Raw genomic sequence first — 17,770 nt, 5'->3', positions numbered from 1 at the left:
GCTAGATGCTGATCGAGTGGTTCGCCTACGTGGCCCTGGGTGCCTGCGCGGGCTTTCTGGCGGGCCTGTTGGGCGTGGGGGGCGGCCTCATCATCGTGCCGGTGCTCACCTTCATCTTCACCGCTCACCATTTCCCCGAGACTTATGTGGTGCACCTGGCGCTGGGCACGTCGCTAGCCAGCATCGTGTTTACTTCCGTCTCCAGCTTTCGCGCCCACCATGCCCATGGCGCGGTGAATTGGCACGTCTGGCGTCGCATCACTCCCGGCATCATCACCGGCACGCTGGCTGGCAGCGTGTTGGCCGCCTGGTTGTCCACCGTGTTTCTCAAGGGCTTCTTCGTGGTGTTTCTGTTCTATGTGGGCACCCAGATGTTGCTGGACATCCGGCCCAAGGCCGCGCGCGCCCTGCCAGGACGGACCGGCATGTTTGCCGCAGGAAACGTGATCGGCGCGGTGTCCAGCTTGGTGGGCATCGGGGGCGGAACGTTGTCGGTACCCTTCATGACTTGGTGTAACGTGAAGCTACACGAGGCGATCGGCACTTCTGCCGCCATTGGCTTTCCAATCGCCGTGGCGGGCGCCATCGGCTATGTGGCCAATGGCCTCTTGGTGGAGGGCCTGCCGGCGGGCAGTGTGGGCTTCGTCTATCTACCCGCGCTCATTGCGATTGCCGTGACGAGCATCCTCACCGCTCCGCTGGGAGCAAGGCTTGCTCACCGCCTGCCGGTGAAGAAGCTCAAGAAAATCTTCGCCCTCCTGCTCTACACCTTGGGGCTGAGAATGGCCTGGACGCTTATCTGAAAACATCTGGGTCGGGCGCGACGGCTCGAGCTCAGGTGTAGCGCTTCATCTCCCGGCGGCGGCCGGGTTTTTTCTTGAGAATTACCACGCCGCGGATGGCGCTGGGGCCGGCGATCTCGAAGGAAGGATATTTGGGGTTGAGGGCGTGCAGGCTCCACACGCCGTCGATGATGCGTAGCTGCCGAAAATAGAACTCGCCCTGATGCTCGGCGACCACGAATGAACCGTCGCGCGCCAAGCCTTCCGGCTCGCAGACGATGATCTCGCCGTGAAGGAATTCGGGCTCCATGTAGTCGTCCAGCACCATCAGGGCGAAGGGCTCCGCGCCGGCGCAGTTGCTCACTTCCGCCAGGGGATTGATGGGAATGACTTTCTTCTCGCTCATGGCGTGAGGATAGCGCCGCTCGGACGGAGAATCCACCCTAGAAGGTGTGCGTGTATTGAACCTGCAGGATGTCCGCGTGGCTTTCGTAGCTGCTTTTGCCGGCCCGCTGTCGATGGGGGCATTCTTGACGAACGGGTGCGTGTAAGCGCGGTTGAGGGTGTTGGGACCACTGAGTCGCAAGCCTCGGCCTGCGGCCACCTCGGTGCGGTCGTGGTCCGGGCTTTGTACCGTTCCATATCGGCCGTCGGGCAGTGGGGTCTCGTCGTAGCCCGCGCCCATGCGCCGCATTGCGTGCTCCGTCAGCCGCGTAACTCGGCATAGAGGCCCTCGATGGCGTCGCGGTATTTCTCGAGAAGGGGCCCGCGCTTCATTTTCAGCGTCGGCGTGAGTAGCCCGTTGTCCACGGTCCATTGGTCCAGAGTGGCATGGAGGCGGCGCACCTGGGCATAGCCTGGAAAATCCTTGAGACGTTCGGCGATGCGCGCAAGCAGGGCCTTCTGCACCCGTGCCTCCCCCAGCGCGGCTGGGTCATCGGGATCGAGCCCGAGGCCACGTGCGAAACCTTGCCACTGCTCCGGCTCCAGACTCGCCACCGCGGCAAGCCATGGCTGGCCTTCTCCCACTAGCATCACCTGAGCGAACAGGGGATCGAGCTGGATGGCGGCTTCCATGTCCGCCGGCGGCACCTTCTCGCCGTTGGACAGCACGATGATGTCTTTGATGCGGCCGATGATGTGGTAGTGGCCGTATGCGTCCACCGTGGCCTTGTCGCCGGTGTGCAGCCAACCGTCGGGATCGATGGCGGCGCGGGTGGCGTCCGGATCGGCCCAATAGCCTTGCATCACGCAGCGGCTGCGGGTGAGGAGCTCGCCGTCTTCGGCGATGCGTACTTCCACCTGGGGCAGCGGCAGACCGATGCTGGCGGGGATGTTGGACTTGGGCCGGTTGACGGTGACCACCGGGCTGGTTTCCGTGAGGCCATAGCCCTGATAGAGAGGCAGCCCCAAGCCCACGAAAACCCGCGCGATGTCCGGGTTGAGCGCCGCACCGCCGGAGACGGCGTAGCGCAGCCGCCCGCCTAATTTGTTGCAGATGGGGGCGGCCACGCGCGCGGCCAAAAGCGGCCAGGCGAGCAACTTGGGATGCCACCGTGCGCGCCCTTGCTGCCATTCGAAGCGATGCCAGCCCACCTCCACTGCCAGCTCGAACAGGCGACGTGCGAGGGGAGATTTCTTCGCCAGCGCATCGCGGATGCGCGCATGAAAGCGTTCGTAGATGCGCGGTACGGAGATGAGCACCGTGGGGCGGATCAGCTCCAGGTCGTGGGCAAGCAGGGAGACAGAGCGGGCGAAGGCCACTTCCCCGCCCAGGGCCATGGGCAGATAGACCCCGGCGGTGCGCTCCAGGGTGTGGGACATGGGCAGGAAGGAAAGGAACACCTCATCTATCGCGAACGGTCCGCAATGGAGCACGTACCAGATGTTCCAGAGAATGTTGCCGTGAGAGAGCATCACGCCCTTGGGTCGGCCCGTGGTGCCCGAGGTGTAAACGATGGAGGCCAGGGCATCGAGGCCGAGCTTCACGGGCGGCACCGGTGTGCCTTCCGCCGCTGCGAGCCACTCTGCTGCTACCACCACGCGCGCATCGGAGACGGTGCCAGGCTCCAGCGTGCCAAGGCTCACCACACGCCGCAGGAAGTGGCTGCCTTCCAAGATGGTATTCAGCTTGCGGTGCTGCACGCGACCTTCCACCAGCAAAAGGCGCGCACCGGCGTGGTCGATGATGTAGCTGGCGTTTTCTGGACGGTCGTCGAGATAGAGGGGAACCACTGTGAGCCCGAGACTCATGGCGGCGAGATCGAAGATCACCCACTGGGGACAGTTGCGCAACATCACCGCCACGCGCTCGCCCGGCGCGAGATTTTCCCGCGCGAGGGCCATGCGCCAGCGCGCGACTTCCTGCGCCACTTCGCGCCAGGTGAGCGCTTTCCAGGTCTGCTCGGCGTTGTCGTAGTAGCGGTAGGCTACCTTGTTGGGCATGGCCGCCACCCGCGCCTGAAACAGGCCCGGCAGCGAGCCCGCTATCTCCGGATGGATGGCGCTGGGTGCCAAGTAGTCCGGCGGGTCGGAGTAGGGCGCCATGGTTCAGGCGACGAGCCGACGCAGGGCTTCCCGGTATTTTTCCGCGGTCTTGGCGATCACCTCCGGGGGCAGTGCCGGCGGCGGCGGATTCTTGTCCCAGCCCGAGGCCTCCAGCCAGTCGCGCACGTATTGCTTGTCGAAGCTGGGCGGGTTGCTGCCGGGCTGGTATTGGTCCGCCGGCCAGAAGCGGGAGGAATCCGGGGTCAGGGCCTCGTCGATGAGATGCAGGATGCCGCAACCATCGCTGCCGAATTCGAACTTGGTGTCGGCGATGATGATGCCCCGCTCCAGGGCATAGGCAGCCGCTTGCCGATAGAGGGCGAGCGCCACCTCACGCACGCGTTCCGCCGCGCCCGTGCCGATCAGCTCTGCCATGCGCGCGAAGGAAATGTTCTCGTCGTGACTGCCCAGGGCGGCCTTGGTGGACGGCGTAAAAATCGGCTCCGGCAGGCGGTCCGCGAGTTCGAGTCCCGAGGGCAGGGCGATGCCGCACACGCTGCCCGTGGCCTGATATTCCTTCCAACCCGAGCCAACCAGATAGCCCCGCACGATGGCCTCGATGGGCAGCGGTGTGAGCTTTTTCACCACCACGGCACGGCCCTTCACTTGGTTGACTTCGTCCGGCGCGACAACGGACTCGGGCGCCTCACCGGTGAGGTGGTTGGGAACGATGTGCTTGAGTTTTTCGAACCAGAAATTGGAGACCGCGGTGAGGACTTCGCCCTTGCCCGGGATGGGTTCGTTCATGACCACGTCGAAGGCGGAAAGCCGGTCGGTGGTGACGATGAGCAGCCGCTTGGCGTCCACCTCATAGATATCGCGCACCTTGCCCCGGTGCAACAGCTTCAGGCTATGGAGTTCCGATTGATAGAGGACGCCCATGATTCAGCCTTCCCGGCGGTGGGGGGGACGCAGCTCGGCATGGGCATCGTCCTGGGGATAGGGATAACGCGTGTGGCCATAGCGGATGGCGAGCACTGCCAGCGCCAGCAGCAGAATGGCGCTGGTGACGGCCAGCATGCGCCAGACGTCCATTTCCTTCATGTCGAGGATGAGATAGCGCGCCAGCGCCACCATGGCGATGTACAGGGGAAAGCGCACGGGTAGCTTGCCGGAGCCATAGTAGAGCCCCACCATGGTGAGCACCTCCAGGTAGATGAAAAGCAGCAGCAGATCGGCCAGCCGCACGTGGCGCGCCTCGATCATGGTGCCCACTTCCTGAGCCGTGGCGATCACCGTGGCGACAGCGATGATGAATAGCCCCACGCGCTCTGTGAAGGCAAGCACCCGTTTGTTCCAGTCGAAGAAGAAACCAGACATGGTTGGGCCTTCTATTTAGGCAGCGGGTTCGCGCACTTCGGGCGGCGGGCCTTCCACGCCGATGGCTTCTCGCGCTGCCAGCGCGGTGGCGAGGGCCGCCTCCAGCGTGGGCGCCACCACGTTGAAATGGCCCATCTTGCGCCCGGGGCGCGCCTGCCGTTTGCCGTAGAGGTGCAGTTTCAGGTTGGGATGAGCGAGCAGCACGCTCCAGTCGGGGGCGCCATTGCGCCAGATATCGCCCAGCAGATTCACCATCACCACCGGCGAGAACAGGCGGGTCTCGCCCAGGGGGAGGCCGCACAGCGCGCGCACCTGCTGCTCGAACTGGCTGGTGAGGCAGGCATCCAGGGTGTAATGGCCGCTGTTATGTGGGCGCGGAGCGATCTCGTTGACGACTAGCCGCTTACCTTCCAGCAGAAAGAATTCCACCGCCATCACGCCGCAGTAGTCGAGCTTTTCCGCGATGGCGATGGCCATTGCCCGTGCGTTCGCGGCTACCGCTGGCGCGATCCGCGCCGGCACGATGCTCACGTCCAGAATGCCGTTGTGATGTCGGTTCTCCGCGACCGGATAGCAGGCGGTATGTCCCGCAGCGTCGCGTCCCAGCACCACCGACAACTCCGCCGTGAGGGGTAAAAAAGCCTCCAGCACGCAGGGTTCTTGGCCCATGGCGACGAAGGCGGCACGCGCCTCATCTAGGTTTGCCACGCGCGCCTGGCCCTTGCCGTCGTAGCCGAAGCGGCTCACCTTGAGCAGAGCGGGGAAGCCTGTGTGCGCTGCCGCGTCCGGTAGCGCCTGCACGTCCGGCACCAGGCCAAAGGGGACGGTGGGAAAGCCTGCCTCGGCCAGGAAGGTCTTTTCCCGCGCCCGATTCTGCACGATGGCCACCGCATCGCCGGAGGGACGGACTACGGTGTGGCGCGCCAGCAGGCGCAGACTGTCGGCGTGTACGTTCTCGAATTCGGTGGTCACCGCCGCGCATTCCTGGCCCATGCGCGTGAGAGCGGCGGGATCGCCATAGTCCGCCCGGATGTGTTCGGTGGCGATCTGGCCGGCGGGGCTATCCGGGTCTGGATCGAGCACCAGCACCCGGTAGCCCATGGTGAGCGCAGCTTGGGTAAACATGCGGCCCAACTGCCCGCCACCCAGCACGCCCAGCGTCGCGCCTGGCAGGATCATGGCCGGCGTCATGGTTGCTCCGGCAGCTTCATGGCCAGCACCGTTTCGGTCTGACGCGCGCGGAAGGCTTCCAGGCGGCCAGCGAGCGCGGGATCCTCGAGGGCCAACAATGCGATAGCGAACAATCCGGCATTGGCGGCTCCCGCTTCGCCGATGGCGAAGGTGGCCACGGGGACGCCTTTGGGCATCTGCACGATGGACAGCAAGGAATCCATGCCCTTGAGGTGGCGCGAGGGCACCGGCACGCCCAGCACCGGCAGCCGCGTCTTGGCGGCGAGCATGCCGGGCAGATGAGCTGCGCCGCCGGCGCCGGCGATGAGGCATTTCAGGCCACGGTCGGCGGCACGCGCCGCGTATTCGAACAGGAGGTCCGGCGTGCGGTGGGCGGACACCACGCGCGCCTCGTGGGGCACGCCCAGTTCCTTGAGCATGACGCAGGCATGTTGCATCACCTCCCAGTCGGAGGTGCTTCCCATCACCACGCCCACCAGCGGCTTGTCCATGTTCGCTCCCCGCGCCGGCTTAAGCCGGCGCAAAAAGCGGATTATAGCGGAGCAGGCTGCTCAGTCGCCGCCCTTGGGGGGTTGTCCGTCGCGGGTCGCCGCCAGGCTGGCAAGCATGGAGCTGGCAATGATCACGGCGACCAGCCCGAGGGCGAGCCCGGTGGGGACCTTGTAGAAATCCGCCACCAGCATTTTCGTCCCCACCAGTACCAGCACCAGTGCGAGGCCGTACTTGAGGAGATGGAAACGTGCGTGCATGTGCGCCAGCAGGAAATACAGGGCGCGCAGGCCCATGATGGCGAAGATGTTGGAGGTGAAGACGATGAAGGGGTCGGTGGTGATGGCGAAGATGGCGGGAATGGAATCCAGGGCGAAGATGAGATCCGAGGTCTCGATCAACACCAGCACCAAAAACAGGGGCGTAAACCAGCGCACGCCGTCGCGACGGCAGGTGAATCTTTCGCCGTGATAGCCCTCGGTGACGCGCAGATGCCCTCGCATCCATTTCAGCACCGGGTTCTTGTCCAGGCTGGGTTCGTGCTCGGCAAAGATGAGCATCTTGATCCCAGTGATCACCAAAAAGGCACCGAATAGATAAAGCACCCAGTGAAACTGGCTGACCACCCATACCCCTGCGAGGATCATTGCGGCGCGCAGGATGATGGCGCCCAGCACCCCGTAGAGCAGCACTCGGCGCTGGTATTCCGCGGGCACGGCGAAATAGCTGAAGATCATCAGGAACACGAAGATGTTGTCCACGGACAGGGACTTCTCGATGAGATAGCCGGTGAGGAACTCCAGCGCCTTGGCATTGGCTAGCGCCCGTCCCAGGGTGGCATCCAGATGCCACCAGATTAGGCCGCAGAAGGCGAAGGCGAGCAGCACCCAGACGGTGCTCCAGCCCAGCGCCTCCTTCGCCGAGACCCGGTGCGCGGCGCGCCCGCCCAGCAGGAACAGGTCCGCGGCGAGCATGACCAGCACGAACAAGACGAACCCCGCCCACAGGCCCGGTGTGCCGATGGTCACTGAATCCATGGCATCAACCGAGGGCGCGCAAGGCGGCGATGCGTTCTTCCAGCGGCGGATGGGTCATGAACAACCGCTTCAGACCGTGACCGATGCTGCCGGCGATGCCGAAGGCCGCCATCTTGTCCGGCAAGGGCGCGGTATGCACCCGGGCCAGACGTTCCAAGGCGGCGATCATTTTCTGGCGGCCCGCCAGCTGCGCGCCACCCCGGTCGGCACGGAATTCCCGTTGGCGCGAGAACCACATGACGATGAGGGAGGCAATAAGGCCCAGGATCAGCTCGGCGATGATCATGGTGACGAAGAAGGCCGGGCCGTGTCCTTCCTCGTTCTTGAAGATCACCCGGTCCACCGTGTGGCCGATCACCCGCGACAGGAACATGACGAAGGTGTTGACCACCCCCTGGATCAGGGCGAGGGTCACCATATCGCCATTGGCGATGTGGGACACCTCATGTCCCAGGACGGCTTCTGCCTCGTCCCGGGTCATGGACTGGAGCAGTCCCGTCGATACCGCGACCAGCGCGTTGTTCTTGTTCCAGCCGGTGGCGAAAGCATTGACCTCGGGCGAGTCGTAGATGGCCACCTCGGGCATGCCGATACCCGCCTGGCGCGCCTGACGCCGTACCGTCTCCACGAGCCACTGCTCGGCCTCGGAGCGGGGCTGGTCGATGACACGCGCGCCGACCGCCATCTTGGCGCTCCATTTGGAAAGCAGCAGCGAGAGGAAGGCGCCACCGAAGCCAAACACGGCAGCGAACACCAGTAACGCCTGGAGGTCGAGACCCTGGGCGGTGAGATAGGGTTCCACCCCCAGAATGCGCAGGGTGATGGACAGCATCACCACGATCGCCAGGTTGGTAGCGAGGAACAACAGGATGCGTTTCATGGCAGTCCTCCGTATCAGAGCAAAACTTGGCAAGTCATCATTGTAGGGGCGCTGCGCTAGAATAAAAGTCGAATATTTATGAACGAAAATTCGTAAAAATCGAATGATCAACCTGAGGCATCTGTATTACTTCTGGACCGTGGCCAAGACCGGCAGCGTCGCCGCCGCTGCGGAACGGCTGCATCTTGCGCCTCAGACCGTGAGTACCCAGGTGAAGCTGCTGGAAGACAGCCTGGGCACGCCCCTTCTCCAGCCCGCGGGTCGGCGCCTCAAACTGACGCCGGCGGGCAGCCGGGCGGCGGCCTACGCCGACGAGATCTTCGCCCTTGCTGAGGCGCTCAAGACCAGTCTGCGTAACAGTGGCGAGTTCGCGCAACCGCTGCGGGTGGGCATTTCCGACGCAGTGCCCAAGAATGTGGCTTACCGCTTGTTGGCGCCGGTGACGGAGCTTGCCGAGCCGGTGCGCCTGGTCTGCCAGGAAGGCAAGCTCGACCGGCTGCTAGCAGAGCTTGCCCTGCACCGCTTGGACGTGGTGGTGGCAGATCGCATGCTGCCGTCTACGGTGCGTGTCAAAGGCTACAACCACCGCCTAGGGGAATCGCAACTGGCCTTTTTCGCTGCCGCCCCACTCGCGCGGAGTTGCCGACGATTCCCCGCCTGTCTTGATGGGGCGCCCATGCTTTTGCCCGGGGAGGACTCCGCCTCGCGCCTACGTCTTCAGGAATGGTTCGAGGCACAGGGTGTACGGCCACGCATCGTGGGCGAGTTCGATGATGCGGCGCTGATGAAGGCCTTCGGCGAAGCGGGGCGGGGCATCTTCCCGGCGCCGGCGGTGCTGGCCGCAGAGGTGCAAGCACAGTACAAGGTGAAGGAGATTGGCCGCGCCAAGGGGGTGAACGAAGCCTATTACGCCATCACCGCCGAGCGGCGCATCAGCCATCCGGCGCTGCGTCTGGTGACCGAGGCGGCGCGCGACCGGCTATTTTCCCGGAGCGGACGGCCCGACTGAAGCACTTGCGCGCACTAGACGGCGCACGCGCCGCGTCAAACCTCAATCATGGCCAATCTGGGAGGCGCCCAAGGCCGCATTCACCGCCGTCACGCGCGCGGCGAAGAGGGCGGCGCGAATCGCCTCGCCGCTGTGATGCTGGCGGGCAATGGCACCGGCATCCACCGCCGCAGCCGCCTCGAAGGCGCGTGCCAGACGCTGTGCGCCAGGCATGGGGCGCTCCTCGTAGCCGGGTCGCCCCTGGTAATCCGCCGTGCAGGCCAGGAGAAAAGCGTGTAGCCGCGCCGGCTGGCGGAAGGCGTCCAGCCGGGTGAGCAGGGTGACCAGGGTTTCGGCATCGGCCTGGTCGGCGCGATGGGCCTCGCCATGCCAGCGCACCACCAGGCAGGCGAGATCGCGGCAGTCGTGGGGCACCCGCAGGCGTGTCGAGACGGCTTGCACCAGAGCCACGCCCGCTTGCTCGTGGCCGTCGTGGAAAGGCCACTGCTCGCGTGGGGTCACCCCTTTGCCCAGATCGTGGGTGAGGGCGGCGAAGCGCACCGGCAGCGTGCCTCCCAGCGCCGCTGCACGATCCACCACCCGCATCACGTGCACGCCGGTGTCCACTTCTGGATGGCTTTTCGGGTTCTGGGGCACGCCGAAGAGACGGTCCACTTCCGGCAGAAGCTTCGCCAGGGCACCGCAGTCGCGCAGCAGCTCAAACATGCGCGAGGGCTTGGCCTCCATCAGGCCGCGCGCCAGCTCCTGCCACACCCGTTCCGGCACCAAGGCATCCACCTCGCCGTTTCGCACCATCTCGCGCATGAGGGCGAGGGTTTCCTCGGCCACGGTGAAGTCCGTGAAACGCGCCGCGAAGCGGGCCACACGCAAGATGCGCACGGGGTCTTCCACGAAGGCCGGGCTCACATGGCGCAGCAGGCGTCGCTTAAGATCGAGGCGCCCGCCGTAGGGATCGATGTACTGACCGTTTTCGTCCTTGGCGATGGCATTGATGGTCAAATCGCGTCGGGCGAGATCCTCTTCCAGCGTCACCTCCGGCGCGGCATAGACGGTGAAGCCCTTGTAACCGCGACCACTTTTGCGTTCGGTGCGCGCCAGCGCGTATTCCTCGTGGGTTACCGGGTGCAGGAATACCGGGAAATCCTTGCCCACCGGCAGGAAACCATGCTTCACCATTTCTTCGGGCGTGGCGCCCACCACGACCCAGTCGCGGTCGGACACGGGCCGCCCCAACAGTTCGTCGCGCACCGCGCCACCCACCATGTAGATCTTCATCGCTGTTGTCCCAATGGCGGGTGCGCACCCTGCTTTAGCGGCGCGCCGCGTGGCGCAGGGCATCGTAACGGGAACAGACGGCTTGTGGGCCGATGTAATGGGGTGCTACCGCCTCCAGCGCCATCGGCTGGAAGCCGAACAGGGCAGGGAAGGGACAACGACAGACGCTGTCCACCTGCATGGCATAGTAGTTGTCGCGGGTCATGAGGCGTCCTGGCAGATGTTCCAGTAGCCAGGCGTTCCAGTAAGACAGACGGTCCGACAACGGCAGGATGAGGGGATGCTTGCCTTCCAGACGCGCCACGTATTCCACCAGCTCGCGGAAGGTATAGACCTTGGGGCCGCAAAGCTCATAGACCTGGCCATAGGTGGCGGGATTTTCCAAGGCCTCGGCAAAGGCGCGCGCCACGTCTTCCACGAAGACCGGCTGGAAGCGGGCATTGGGACAGGCGAGCGGAATCACCGGCAGGCGCCGCACCAACCTGGCGAGCAGGCTAAGGAAGGAATCGCCGCGGCCGAAGATCACGGACGGGCGGAACACCGTGGTGGCCATGGCCTGACCGCGGATGGACTTGGGTCCATCGAGATACCAGTTCTCATGCTCCCGATGGGGCAGATCCGCTTCCCGCACCAAGGCCTCGCCCACTCCCTTGGAGCGAGCATAGGCGCTTTGCGCCACCGGATTGGCGTTGAGGGCGCTCATGTGCAAAAGCCGCCGCACCCCCTGGCTGCGACAGGCATGGATGATCCGACGCGGCAGCTCCACATGCACTTCGTGGAAATCCCCACGCCGCGCGGTGGGCAGGTCCACGCGGCCGACCCGTTGCTCGTGCAGGATGCCCACCAGATTGATGGCGGCATCCATGCCTGCGAGCAGGCGCGATAGCGTGGCCGGATCGTGCACGTCTGCTTCTACCACCTCCACCTGGGGCAGTACCAGAAGCGCTTTGGCGCGCGCCGCGTGGCGCGTGGGTACGCGCACGCGGTAGCCCGACTCGTGCAGGCGGTGCACCACGTGCTGGCCAACGAAGCCGCTGCCGCCGAAGACGCAGACGGCCTGAATTTTGGGCAGGGTTTTTACCAAGGGAAGAGTCGGTGCGTGTGCTTCCATGCGAACCTTGGGGAAAGGGAATAAAGAAGCGACGCCGGGCGTCGCAAACCCAGGCATTCTACCCAAACCCGGCCAGCGGCCAAAGGCGGAGGAGACGGAAATCGGCCCGTTGGCCAAGGCCTATTGAGCATCACGTAAGTAGGTGACACCTTTGTGTCGTCCCCGCGAAAGCGGGGACCCAGGAACATGGCGAGGAAGACCCTGGATTCCCGCTTTCGCGGGAATGACGTTTGACCTACGCAGCCTGTCCACGACTTACGTAACGCTCAATAGCATCGTTGCACGCGAGCGGTGGATTCATTGAGTGTGACGCAAATCCGCGACCAGTTTCCGTCCAAAAGTCGTTGACGGGCTGCGTTGAGTGGACCGTCATTGCCGCGAAAGGGCAACCCAGAATGTTCCTGGCCATTTTTCTGAGTCCCCGCTTTCCCGGGGTCACACGAAGGTGTGACCTACTTGCGTGACACTCGCTAAAACCCCATCAGCCCCCCGCTTTCAGAAAGCGCATTTTCACCTTCGCGATCGAAAGATGGGGGCGTTCGTGCCGCCTGCGCGCCACCATTTCCCCAAGCCGGCCTTGCGTCGGCACCGGATGCGCCGAGCTTTCCGTGGGGCGAACCCCTGTTTTTACGCTGCGGGGGCTTGTATCCCGCTTTCCCTGTGCTAGCATTGCCGCACCGATTTCCCCCCAACCCACAAGGAGACGATATGGCCAAGGCCGCTGCACCCGCGAAAGCACCCACTAAGACCGAGATCATCGCCCATATCGCCGAACAGGCTGGCATCACCAAGAAGCAGGCCGGTGCCGCCCTCGCCGCGCTCCAGAGCATGGCGGGCAAGGCGCTCAAAAAGGGTGGCGTATTCATGATCCCCGGCTTCGTGAAGGCCAAGGTGGTGGTCAAGCCCGCTACCAAGGCGCGCAAAGGCATCAATCCCTTCACCAAGGAAGAGATGGTGTTCAAGGCCAAACCCGCCCGCAAGGTGGTCAAGGTCCAGGCCCTGAAGAATCTGAAAGACATGATCTGACGCACGGATTGCTCCGTGCCGAACGGACGCCGGGCCCGAACGGGTGACCCGGCGTTTTTTCTCGCAGCCATCCAGGCAGTGCTCATGGCGGGCAAAACGATCTCCGTCCTGGCGACCTTGTGGCTTGCGGCCTGTGCGGCAATGCCGCGCCACCAGACCGTGAAAGCATACCTGGCGCCGCCAGCGGTCCAGTCCTGCGTGGAAGGCTGCGCCCGCGAGCGCGAGCGCTGCCAGAAGGATTGCGGCGAACGTTTTCAGAGGTGCCGCCAGAGCCTGCTGCCCGAGGCCCAGGCACGTCATCAACAGCGTCTCAAGGAGTACGAGAGCGCGTTGGCCCAATACCGCTGGGAACTGGAACGCTACCGTCTGGAGCTGATGCTGGGCTGGGGTGGCTGCCACCCCTATTGGGGCGGCTGGCTCAGCTGGCCGCCCTTTCCGCCTGGGCCGCCTCCATCCGCGCCGACCCTGGAGAAGGAAATCGAGCGCCTGAGCCGGGAGCGGTGCGATCGCGACTGCGGCTGCGAGACGGCCTATGACGTCTGCTTCCAAGCCTGCGGTGGCAGCATCCGTTACGAGAACCGCTGTGTCGCGGGGTGTGCGGGCGCGCCCTAGACCCTGCCTTGATCAGCCGCCGGTGAGTTGCTTTTCGATGCGCCGGGCAAACACCGTCATTTCCTTGGCTGCCTGCTTGTCGCCTTTCTTTTCCGCGGTCTCGATGCCCTGGCGATAGGCTGCGAGCGCGTCTTCGAGTTGTCCCGCCTGGGCGAGCGCCTTGCCCAAAAGCTTCCAGGCGGCGGAATAGGCTGGCTCGAAGGCGAGCGCTGCGCGCAGATGGGCGGCCGCCTCCAGGGGTCGGTCGAGTTTCAGGTACTCGTTGCCCAGGGCGAAGCGCACGAGCGCGTTGTCTTTGCCGCTGGCCAGCATCTTTTCCAGGTTTTCCAGCGCCGGGTGCACCATGGCCAAGTTTCCCTACGGGTATAATCCGCGTTTCGCACCAGATCGTTAAGCGCAAACATGCAGCCCCATTATTCCCCCCGTGAGATCGAAGCTCAAGTGCAGGCCGAGTGGGAAGCATCCAATGCCTTCGTTGCCCGCGAGGATCCCGCCAGGCCCAAGTACTATTGCCTGTCCATGTTCCCCTATCCTTCCGGGAAGCTGCACATGGGACATGTGCGCAACTACACCATCGGCGATGTCCTGGCGCGCTTTTACCGCATGCGCGGCTACAACGTGATGCAGCCCATGGGTTGGGACGCCTTCGGCCTGCCAGCAGAAAACGCGGCGATGGCGAGCGGTGTGGCTCCAGCGCGCTGGACCTACGACAACATCGCCTATATGAAGCAGCAGCTCAGGCGCCTGGGCTTCGCCATCGACTGGACGCGCGAGGTGACCACCTGTCGTCCCGAGTATTACCGCTGGAACCAATGGCTGTTCCTGCGCATGCTGGAAAAGGGCATTGCCTACCAAAAAACCGGGCTGGTCAACTGGGATCCGGTGGACCAAACCGTGCTCGCCAACGAGCAGGTCATCGAGGGGCGCGGTTGGCGCACCGGCGCCGTCGTGGAAAAGCGCGAGATTCCCATGTATTACCTGGCCATCACGCGCTATGCGGAAGAGCTTCTGGCTGAGCTCGACCACCTGCCGGGCTGGCCCGAGCAGGTGAAGCTGATGCAGAAGAATTGGATCGGCAAGAGCCACGGCGTGCGCGTTGGTTTTCCCTATACCTTGCCGGATGGCCACCGTGACGTCCTGTGGGTGTTCACCACCCGCGCCGACACGCTGATGGGCGCAACCTACGTGGCGGTGGCGGCGGAACATCCCTTGGCGGCTTATGCCGCGCGCCGAAATCCTGGGCTTGCCGCCTTCATCGAGGAATGCCGCAAGGGGGGCGTGACCGAGGCGGAAATCGCCACCCAGCAGAAGAAAGGCATGCCCACGGGCTTGAGTGTCACCCATCCCTTGACTGGAGAGGCGCTGCCGGTGTGGGTGGCCAACTACGTGCTCATGGGCTACGGCGAAGGCGCGGTAATGGCGGTGCCGGCTCACGATGAGCGTGATTTCGAGTTCGCCAGCCAATATGGATTGCCGATCAAGGTGGTGATCGAACCCGTGGGGGGAACGGCCGCGCCCCTGCCCTTCGTGGAGCATGGACGCTGCGTCCGGTCGGGCAAGTACGATGGCCTCGAGTTCGAGCAGGCGGTGGAGGCGATCGCTGCGGATCTCGCCGCCAAGGGGCTGGGTGAGAAGAAGGTCACCTGGCGCCTGCGCGACTGGGGCATTTCCCGTCAACGCTACTGGGGCACGCCCATTCCCATCATCCACTGCGAGCACTGCGGCGAAGTACCGGTGCCGGATGACCAGTTGCCCGTGGTGCTGCCGGAAGATCTAATCCCGGATGGCTCTGGCAATCCGCTGGCCAAGTGCGAGGCATTTCTGCGCTGTAGCTGTCCCAAGTGCGGCCGCCCTGCGCGGCGGGAGACCGATACCATGGACACTTTCGTGGATTCGTCCTGGTACTTCCTGCGCTATTGCAGCCCGGATGCCGAGACGATGGTCGATGCCCGCGCCGACTATTGGATGCCCGCCGACCAATACATCGGTGGCATCGAACATGCCATCCTGCATCTGCTCTATGCGCGTTTCTGGACCAAGGTCATGCGCGATCTGGGACTGACGCGGATTAGCGAGCCCTTTGCCAACCTGCTCACCCAGGGCATGGTGCTCAACCACATCTTCTTCCGCCGCACGGAAAAGGGCGGCATTACCTATTTCGCGCCGGACGAGGTGGACATTCGCCGCGACGGGAAGGGCGCCATCATCAGCGCTGTGGCGCGGGCCGATGGTGAGCCGGTGGAATATGGCGGCATCGGCACCATGTCCAAGTCCAAGAAGAATGGCGTCGATCCCCAGGCCTTGATCGATCAGTACGGGGCCGACACCGCACGCCTGTTCATGATGTTCGCCGCGCCCCCCGAGAACACGCTGGAGTGGTCCGATGCAGGCGTGGAGGGTGCGTGGCGTTTCCTCAACCGGCTCTGGAAGCTGGTGTATGCCCACGTGGAAAAGGGCGTGGTCCCTGCCTATGCCGGCGGTGAGCTGCCGCCCGAGCTCAAGGCGTTACGTCGTCAGGTGCACGCCACTCTGCAGAAGGTGACCGACGACATCGGCCGCCGCAAGACCTTCAACACCGCCATCGCCGCGGTGATGGAGCTGGTCAACGCCCTGGGTAAAGTCACGGAGGACTCCTTGCCGGCGCGGGCAGTGATGCAGGAGGCGCTGGAGCTCGTCGCCCACATGCTCTGGCCCATCGTGCCCCACATTTGCGAGGCGCTCTATCGCGAGCTGCGCCCAGGCGCGAACCTCACCCACGCGAGCTGGCCGCAGGCGGATGCCAGTGCCCTGGTGGAGGAGGAGATCGAACTGGTGGTGCAGGTCAACGGCAAGCTTCGGGGCCAGATCCGGGTGCCGCGGGAGGCGGATCGCGAGACCATCGAAGCCCTGGCGCGCACCAACCCCAACGTGCAGAAATTCATCGCTGGCCAAACCATTCGCAAGGTGGTGGTGGTACCGGGCCGGCTCGTGAACATCGTGGCGGGCTGATCATGTTGCCACGCGTGATCGGTTTTTGCCTGCTACTCGTTCTCGCCGGCTGCGGCTTTGCGCTGCGCGGCGCGGCGAGCCTGCCCTACCAGAGTCTCTATATCGAAAACGCCGGCCCAGAGATGGGGGTGGAGCTGGCGCGCGCCATCCGCACCACTGACACCCGCGTGGTGGACGACCCTGCAAAAGCCCAGGCCGTGCTCCAGGTGCTGTCTCAGCAGCGGGAAAAGCAGATTCTCTCCATCAGTGGCGCCGGCCGCGTGAGCGAATACCGCCTCCTCTATCGTGTGACTTTCCGCGTGCGTGACGCGGCAGGCAAGGAACTGCTGCCGGTGCAAAGCATCGAGCTCGCGCGCGAGCTCACCTACGATGCCTCGCGCGCCCTGGCCAAGGAAGCCGAGGAAGCTGTCCTCTACCGTGACATGCAAAGCGACGCCGTGCAGCAGATCCTGCGCCGGCTGGCGGGGCGTCGCCCCACTTTCTAGCCATGCAGGTGCGGGCGGCCGATCTGTCCCGGCATCTGGCGTGCGGACTCGCGCCGTTGTACGTGATCACGGGCGATGAGCCGCTGCTGGTGATGGAGGCGGTGGATGCCATCCGCGCCGCGGCAGTTACCCAGGGTTATACCGAGCGCGAAGTGCTCACCGTGGAAGGCGGCTTCAGATGGACCGAGCTGGCCGCGCGCGGCGCGAGCCTGTCTTTGTTTGCGGCACGGCGCATGCTCGAGTTGCGCATTCCTGGGGGCAAGCCCGGCGTGGAAGGTGCGGCTGCGTTGGAAGCCTATTGTGCCAGCCTTCCGCCCCATACCCTCACCGTGATCACCCTGCCGCGCGTCAACCGGCGCGCCGCCCAGGCCAGCTGGTTCCAGGCCTTGGCCCATGCGGGCATGGTGGTGGACATTGCCCCCGTGGAGCTCGAGCAGCTGCCCGACTGGCTGGCGGAGCGCCTGGCGCGCCAGGGACAGAGCGCCGATGCACAGACGCTGCGCTTTCTCGCCGAGCAGGTGGAGGGCAATCTCCTCGCCGCCCACCAGGAAGTGCAGAAACTGGGCCTGCTCTACCCCCCGCGCCGCCTCAGCTTCGAAGAAGTGAGCGAGGCGGTGCTGGACGTCTCCCGTTACGACGTATTCCAGCTCGCCGACGCCATGCTCGCGGGCCAGGTGGCGAGGCTGGCGCGCATCCTGGATGCGCTGGCGGCGGCAGGGGAAAAACCGGTGCCGGTGCTGGGCGTTCTGGCTTGGGCCATCCGCGGGCTGGCGCGCGCCCGCGCGGCCTTGGATCGCGGCGTGGCGATGGAGGTCGCGCTGCGGGAAGCGGGCTTTTGGGGGTCACGCCAGCAGCTGGCGCGCCGGGCTTTGGCCAAGCTCTCGGCGGGTCGGCTCGCCGCCGCCCTGGGGTGGGCAGCGGAAGTTGATAGAATGAGCAAGGGGTTGGCAGCGGGCGACGTGTGGGATGGCTTGCTGCAGCTCGCCTTGCGCATCGCCCGGCCGGCTTAGAGAATTTC

The 17,770-nt window shown here is 64.7% G+C and carries 18 protein-coding genes; 7 read left to right on the top strand and 11 right to left on the bottom strand.

Annotated features, from left to right (window positions below; genetic code table 11):
• The first annotated feature begins 5 nt into the window (after nucleotides 1-5).
• Complete coding sequence (locus tag V6E02_RS03675; RefSeq protein ID WP_347307277.1) at nucleotides 6-803, top strand: sulfite exporter TauE/SafE family protein; 798 nt, start codon at nucleotides 6-8, stop codon at nucleotides 801-803.
• Nucleotides 804-834: 31 nt separating this feature from the next.
• Here the strand turns inward: V6E02_RS03675 and V6E02_RS03670 are convergent, their stop codons facing one another.
• From V6E02_RS03670 to htpX, 8 genes are read right to left on the bottom strand one after another with little or no spacing between them, the layout of a single operon-like run.
• Nucleotides 835-1,476, bottom strand: a complete 642-nt coding sequence (locus tag V6E02_RS03670; protein WP_347307275.1) for a S24 family peptidase — start codon at nucleotides 1,474-1,476, stop codon at nucleotides 835-837.
• An 11-nt stretch (nucleotides 1,477-1,487) separates the two neighbouring features.
• Nucleotides 1,488-3,329, bottom strand: a complete 1,842-nt coding sequence (locus V6E02_RS03665; RefSeq protein WP_347307273.1) for an AMP-dependent synthetase/ligase — start codon at nucleotides 3,327-3,329, stop codon at nucleotides 1,488-1,490.
• Nucleotides 3,330-3,332: 3 nt separating this feature from the next.
• Entirely contained in the window at nucleotides 3,333-4,211 is an 879-nt protein-coding gene (locus tag V6E02_RS03660; RefSeq protein WP_347307271.1) for a phosphoribosylaminoimidazolesuccinocarboxamide synthase, read from the bottom strand.
• Between the two features lie 3 nt (nucleotides 4,212-4,214).
• Entirely contained in the window at nucleotides 4,215-4,649 is a 435-nt protein-coding gene (locus tag V6E02_RS03655; RefSeq protein ID WP_347307269.1) for a phosphate-starvation-inducible protein PsiE, read from the bottom strand.
• Between the two features lie 15 nt (nucleotides 4,650-4,664).
• Nucleotides 4,665-5,840 (bottom strand): 5-(carboxyamino)imidazole ribonucleotide synthase, encoded by a 1,176-nt coding sequence (locus V6E02_RS03650; RefSeq protein ID WP_347307267.1) that lies wholly within the window; start codon nucleotides 5,838-5,840, stop codon nucleotides 4,665-4,667.
• Nucleotides 5,837-6,331, bottom strand: a complete 495-nt coding sequence (purE, locus tag V6E02_RS03645; protein ID WP_347307265.1) for a 5-(carboxyamino)imidazole ribonucleotide mutase — start codon at nucleotides 6,329-6,331, stop codon at nucleotides 5,837-5,839. The genes V6E02_RS03650 and purE overlap by 4 nt, the downstream gene beginning before the upstream one ends.
• A gap of 60 nt (nucleotides 6,332-6,391) precedes the next feature.
• Nucleotides 6,392-7,366, bottom strand: a complete 975-nt coding sequence (locus V6E02_RS03640; RefSeq protein ID WP_347307263.1) for a TerC family protein — start codon at nucleotides 7,364-7,366, stop codon at nucleotides 6,392-6,394.
• 4 nt (nucleotides 7,367-7,370) lie between these two features.
• Nucleotides 7,371-8,246: a protease HtpX gene (gene htpX / locus V6E02_RS03635; RefSeq protein WP_347307261.1), complete on the bottom strand. Its 876-nt coding sequence runs from the start codon at nucleotides 8,244-8,246 to the stop codon at nucleotides 7,371-7,373.
• A gap of 103 nt (nucleotides 8,247-8,349) precedes the next feature.
• Between htpX and nhaR the strand changes: the two genes are divergently transcribed.
• On the top strand, nucleotides 8,350-9,255 hold the full coding sequence (nhaR, locus tag V6E02_RS03630) for a transcriptional activator NhaR (protein ID WP_347307259.1): 906 nt from the start codon (nucleotides 8,350-8,352) through the stop codon (nucleotides 9,253-9,255).
• 42 nt (nucleotides 9,256-9,297) lie between these two features.
• Here nhaR and V6E02_RS03625 read toward each other — a convergent pair whose 3' ends face one another.
• Complete coding sequence (locus tag V6E02_RS03625) at nucleotides 9,298-10,530, bottom strand: multifunctional CCA addition/repair protein (protein ID WP_347307257.1); 1,233 nt, start codon at nucleotides 10,528-10,530, stop codon at nucleotides 9,298-9,300.
• A gap of 34 nt (nucleotides 10,531-10,564) precedes the next feature.
• On the bottom strand, nucleotides 10,565-11,641 hold the full coding sequence (locus V6E02_RS03620) for a complex I NDUFA9 subunit family protein (protein ID WP_347307255.1): 1,077 nt from the start codon (nucleotides 11,639-11,641) through the stop codon (nucleotides 10,565-10,567).
• A 708-nt stretch (nucleotides 11,642-12,349) separates the two neighbouring features.
• Here V6E02_RS03620 and V6E02_RS03615 point away from each other — a divergent pair.
• Both V6E02_RS03615 and V6E02_RS03610 read left to right on the top strand, forming a co-directional pair.
• Nucleotides 12,350-12,667 (top strand): HU family DNA-binding protein, encoded by a 318-nt coding sequence (locus tag V6E02_RS03615; protein WP_347307253.1) that lies wholly within the window; start codon nucleotides 12,350-12,352, stop codon nucleotides 12,665-12,667.
• Nucleotides 12,668-12,682: 15 nt separating this feature from the next.
• On the top strand, nucleotides 12,683-13,279 hold the full coding sequence (locus V6E02_RS03610; protein WP_347307251.1) for a hypothetical protein: 597 nt from the start codon (nucleotides 12,683-12,685) through the stop codon (nucleotides 13,277-13,279).
• Between the two features lie 12 nt (nucleotides 13,280-13,291).
• Here V6E02_RS03610 and V6E02_RS03605 read toward each other — a convergent pair whose 3' ends face one another.
• On the bottom strand, nucleotides 13,292-13,624 hold the full coding sequence (locus tag V6E02_RS03605; protein WP_347307249.1) for a tetratricopeptide repeat protein: 333 nt from the start codon (nucleotides 13,622-13,624) through the stop codon (nucleotides 13,292-13,294).
• A gap of 57 nt (nucleotides 13,625-13,681) precedes the next feature.
• Here V6E02_RS03605 and leuS point away from each other — a divergent pair, with 57 nt between their 5' ends.
• From leuS to holA, 3 genes are read left to right on the top strand one after another with little or no spacing between them, the layout of a single operon-like run.
• Nucleotides 13,682-16,267 carry a leucine--tRNA ligase gene (leuS, locus tag V6E02_RS03600; RefSeq protein ID WP_347307247.1) on the top strand — a complete coding sequence of 862 codons (2,586 nt, stop codon included), beginning with the start codon at nucleotides 13,682-13,684 and terminating at the stop codon, nucleotides 16,265-16,267.
• 2 nt (nucleotides 16,268-16,269) lie between these two features.
• The gene (locus tag V6E02_RS03595) at nucleotides 16,270-16,752 is read left to right on the top strand and encodes an LPS-assembly lipoprotein LptE (RefSeq protein ID WP_347307245.1); all 483 of its coding nucleotides are present in this window, start codon (nucleotides 16,270-16,272) and stop codon (nucleotides 16,750-16,752) included.
• A gap of 2 nt (nucleotides 16,753-16,754) precedes the next feature.
• Nucleotides 16,755-17,762, top strand: a complete 1,008-nt coding sequence (gene holA / locus V6E02_RS03590) for a DNA polymerase III subunit delta (RefSeq protein ID WP_347307243.1) — start codon at nucleotides 16,755-16,757, stop codon at nucleotides 17,760-17,762.
• Nucleotides 17,763-17,770 lie beyond the last annotated feature (8 nt).

This window comes from Thiobacter sp. AK1 (genome assembly GCF_039822265.1).
GTDB classification, from domain to species: domain Bacteria; phylum Pseudomonadota; class Gammaproteobacteria; order Burkholderiales; family Thiobacteraceae; genus Thiobacter; species Thiobacter aerophilum.
This window is presented reverse-complemented; position numbering and strand designations above follow the sequence as displayed.

Coding starts and splice junctions, on each gene's coding strand:
- V6E02_RS03650 (WP_347307267.1), bottom strand. CDS start 5,840: ATGACGCCGGCCATGATCCTGCCAGGCGCGACGCTGGGCGTGCTGGGT.
- V6E02_RS03640 (WP_347307263.1), bottom strand. CDS start 7,366: ATGGATTCAGTGACCATCGGCACACCGGGCCTGTGGGCGGGGTTCGTC.
- nhaR (WP_347307259.1), top strand. CDS start 8,350: ATGATCAACCTGAGGCATCTGTATTACTTCTGGACCGTGGCCAAGACC.
- leuS (WP_347307247.1), top strand. CDS start 13,682: ATGCAGCCCCATTATTCCCCCCGTGAGATCGAAGCTCAAGTGCAGGCC.
- V6E02_RS03595 (WP_347307245.1), top strand. CDS start 16,270: ATGTTGCCACGCGTGATCGGTTTTTGCCTGCTACTCGTTCTCGCCGGC.
- holA (WP_347307243.1), top strand. CDS start 16,755: ATGCAGGTGCGGGCGGCCGATCTGTCCCGGCATCTGGCGTGCGGACTC.
- V6E02_RS03660 (WP_347307271.1), bottom strand. CDS start 4,211: ATGGGCGTCCTCTATCAATCGGAACTCCATAGCCTGAAGCTGTTGCAC.
- htpX (WP_347307261.1), bottom strand. CDS start 8,246: ATGAAACGCATCCTGTTGTTCCTCGCTACCAACCTGGCGATCGTGGTG.
- V6E02_RS03625 (WP_347307257.1), bottom strand. CDS start 10,530: ATGAAGATCTACATGGTGGGTGGCGCGGTGCGCGACGAACTGTTGGGG.
- purE (WP_347307265.1), bottom strand. CDS start 6,331: ATGGACAAGCCGCTGGTGGGCGTGGTGATGGGAAGCACCTCCGACTGG.
- V6E02_RS03665 (WP_347307273.1), bottom strand. CDS start 3,329: ATGGCGCCCTACTCCGACCCGCCGGACTACTTGGCACCCAGCGCCATC.
- V6E02_RS03605 (WP_347307249.1), bottom strand. CDS start 13,624: ATGGTGCACCCGGCGCTGGAAAACCTGGAAAAGATGCTGGCCAGCGGC.
- V6E02_RS03620 (WP_347307255.1), bottom strand. CDS start 11,641: ATGGAAGCACACGCACCGACTCTTCCCTTGGTAAAAACCCTGCCCAAA.
- V6E02_RS03670 (WP_347307275.1), bottom strand. CDS start 1,476: ATGCGGCGCATGGGCGCGGGCTACGACGAGACCCCACTGCCCGACGGC.
- V6E02_RS03615 (WP_347307253.1), top strand. CDS start 12,350: ATGGCCAAGGCCGCTGCACCCGCGAAAGCACCCACTAAGACCGAGATC.
- V6E02_RS03675 (WP_347307277.1), top strand. CDS start 6: ATGCTGATCGAGTGGTTCGCCTACGTGGCCCTGGGTGCCTGCGCGGGC.
- V6E02_RS03655 (WP_347307269.1), bottom strand. CDS start 4,649: ATGTCTGGTTTCTTCTTCGACTGGAACAAACGGGTGCTTGCCTTCACA.